This is a genomic window from Acinetobacter sp. CFCC 10889 (genome assembly GCF_003268395.1).
Taxonomy (GTDB): Bacteria; Pseudomonadota; Gammaproteobacteria; order Pseudomonadales; family Moraxellaceae; genus Acinetobacter.
Genome location: NZ_LQXQ01000126.1, coordinates 1 through 3,047, shown reverse-complemented (window position 1 = coordinate 3,047; position 3,047 = coordinate 1). Strand labels below are relative to the sequence as shown.

Annotated in this window: 2 protein-coding genes and 2 pseudogenes; 2 read left to right on the top strand and 2 right to left on the bottom strand. The window is 30.8% G+C overall.

All coding sequences use genetic code 11. From position 1 onward, the window contains the following. Both AVJ19_RS20750 and AVJ19_RS20745 read left to right on the top strand, forming a co-directional pair. Positions 1–355: integrase core domain-containing protein (locus AVJ19_RS20750; RefSeq protein ID WP_162626685.1), on the top strand; the 355-nt coding region annotated here is incomplete at its 5' end. Between the two features lie 57 nt (positions 356–412). Next, positions 413–568: pseudogene (locus AVJ19_RS20745) on the top strand (carbohydrate porin); the annotation flags it as partial. Positions 569–706: 138 nt separating this feature from the next. Here the strand turns inward: AVJ19_RS20745 and AVJ19_RS20740 are convergent. Both AVJ19_RS20740 and AVJ19_RS20735 read right to left on the bottom strand, forming a co-directional pair. Next, the gene (locus AVJ19_RS20740) at positions 707–2,779 is read right to left on the bottom strand and encodes a UvrD-helicase domain-containing protein (protein WP_111861389.1); all 2,073 of its coding nucleotides are present in this window, start codon (positions 2,777–2,779) and stop codon (positions 707–709) included. Then, positions 2,763–3,047: pseudogene (locus tag AVJ19_RS20735) on the bottom strand (ATP-dependent endonuclease); the annotation flags it as partial. The gene AVJ19_RS20740 and the pseudogene AVJ19_RS20735, both read right to left, overlap by 17 nt.

Below are 3,047 nucleotides of genomic sequence, written 5' to 3'. Positions count from 1 at the left end.
GCACGATCGAGGTATGCCTAAGAATGTGATTCATCATTCAGATAGAGGTGTTCAATATCTTTCTATTCGCTATACCAATCGTTTAGAAGCAGCAAATTTAAGAGCATCAGTCGGTACGAGAGGTGATTCATACGATAATGCTTTGGCTGAAACGGTGAATGGCTTATACAAAACAGAGGTGATTGAATATTTAAAAGCAGATTGGCAAGGTTTAGCGGATGTACAACTTGCGACATTAAATTGGGTAGATTGGTTCAACAAAAAGCGTGTACACAGTGCACTGGGTTATGTATCGCCTTTTGAGTTTGAAGCAATTTACTATGATAAGATTAATCCGTTAGGTCAGGTGGCCTAACTTAAATAAAAAAGTCTCCCACAAATCCGGTACGGTTCAGATACTGGGAGCAGTCCAGGATATAATGATCGGCCTGAGTTGAGACTTTACTATACATATGCATTTTGGAATGCGGCTGAACAACGGATGAGAGATTTGGTTAACCCAGATAGTAGCTTCTATAACACATCCAATGGTTCAAATATTGGTATCCAATTAGAACATTCATGGTAATTTTACCTTTAAATTGAAGTTAAGTCTTAAAAAAGGGAATAGCTGAATATCCTCCAGTTTTGTGATAATTGGAGGTTATTTGATACTTATATATTAAATTTCAAGTATGTTTGAATATAAATGTTGATTACATTTAACCTATATATCTGATACTTCTTTAACTTCCCATATATCTCGATCTATTGTGTCTAGATGTTGTTCAAATCTATCTTTATGTATTGCTATACAAAGTAGCTGAGTTGCTCTTGAAAAGCCAACATACGCCATTTTTGTTGATTGGATAATTTTGTCATGGCTTGTTTTCTGTGTTTCAAGAGTTTGAGGAATTGTTTGGATACCTAAAAACTGATTTCTAAGACGTTCTGACTCATAGTTTCCATAGCCTTGATTATAGAATGATTCTAAATAAAGTGTTGCATCATGTGTTTGCCCTTTGACTGAATGTACACTAGTCATTTCTATTTTTAGATTATTTTCTACAACAATATTTGAAGAGGTAATATTATTCTGACTAGTTTGGTCAATGCCAGTTGTGTCCTTATTGATAAAGTCACTGCAATTTGGAGAAAGCTTATGATTTTCTTTAAAATAAGAAATGAATACAGGAATATAAGTTTGTAAGTCAGACAAAGCCTGATTCTTTTCATTTCTAATTACTTTTAAACAACATTGATATACTTTTAAGTTTAGATCTGAATAATTTAGCTCTGAGTTTACCTTTAAATGGTTAATTAAATTTGAAATGGTATAAAGGCGATTTTCATTTGTCGAAATATTTTCAATTCTTAAAATCTTAAGTAGAGCATGGAAAATATTTTTTCTAATCATAGATAAAGTAGTGTGTTTTTTATCATAAAAATGGAGATAACTTTTTAAGCATTTATAATCTTCTTTTGGTTTGTGCTCATTCTTTTTAAAAACTTGATGATAATCTTCTAATCTGAGTTTAGCAGGATTAGCACGGCTAGCTTCATCATCTTTCCACTCGGTATTCCAGCTTATGACTTTTATTTGTAGAGGTTTGTCTTGATGATAGTGAAGTTCACCAGAATCTTTATATTGTTCCACAAGTTGAGAAAAGTGTGAGATAACATTTTTAATAGATGAATCTGAAAATAATAAGATATGTGGTTTAAGCTGACATTCATTCATGCCTCGAATATCCGTACAATGTTCAGGATACAGGGCAAAATTTTTAACAATATTTGCAATAGGGCTACTTAAACGTTGACTATTTGAAAGGTAAAGAACCGTATGTCTATCTTGCCAAATTGAATTTGTTTTTACTGAACTATATATAGATTGATTTTTGTCACCAATTCTTTGAAGAATTGATTGGCTGCTCCCATCGTCATAGAATATTTTTTCTATTAAATTATATTGATTAGTATCTATATCTTGCATTTCATCGATATAAACATAGTTAAATCTTTTTTGTAATAAAGATTTGAGTTGAGTATTGGAATTAAGATGATAATCACCTAATATATATGCGTAGTCAAATGAAATAATGCCTTTATTAAGTACTTCAAATATTGTCTTTTTAAGACCAATAAATTTTTTATTTGTGGGTGTTTTAAGACTAAAATCTGACGTAAAATTTTCAATCTGATTTGTATTAAAATTGAAATAGGTGTTTTTTACTTCATTATCAATATATTGTTGTATTAACGTTTTTCCTTCTGACGTTTGTACTTTGTCTTTTGGTACTTTATTTATATGTCTTCTATAAAAGAGACTTGTTGGTTTTTCATATTTTTCAGCCCAAGCAATCTTTTTAAACTCTTGAAGAATTTCATCCTCATACTTTTCTTGGTCTACCCAAAGTAATTTTTTATTAAAATAATTTTGAAAAAAGGGTTTTGTAAGAAACTCATCTACAAAACTTTGTATCGTTCCAATAAAATTGGGATAGCGAAAAAGTTTTGGACAGTACTGTTGAATTCTTTCTTTAATTTCATCTACTGCCGCATTGGTATGCGACAGGACTAAAATTCCTGAGCCGTCATGCAAAGGGAGCTTAGTTTCTAAAATTAATAGTTTTGCCAAAAGAGCAGTTGTTTTTCCACTACCTGGCACAGCTTGTAAATCTATCGTAGATAAATTACGGATAAATTTTCGCCGTTCATCATCAAAGGTCTTACCTTGAGGTAATAAAATATTTTCAGCGTATTGTATATCTTCATCTGTGATTTTAATTGTTTGTGACATATCGAATCGCCTCGATTAAATAATAAATACTATCTGTCGTATCTGTTTCGTGTAAATTTATAGTTCTAACAGATTTTTCTTTTTTCATTTCCACATCTAAATCATGTGCTAAACGATAAGCTATTTCTGTTTTTTTTAGTCCTTGGTTAATTAATTTTTTAGCAAGCTCTAATTCAAAATTACTATCCCACGAAGTTTTAGTATGAATCGCTTTAGCATGTATTTGAAATGAGGATGTAAGTTTTTTGGATTTAAAAATAGAATATTT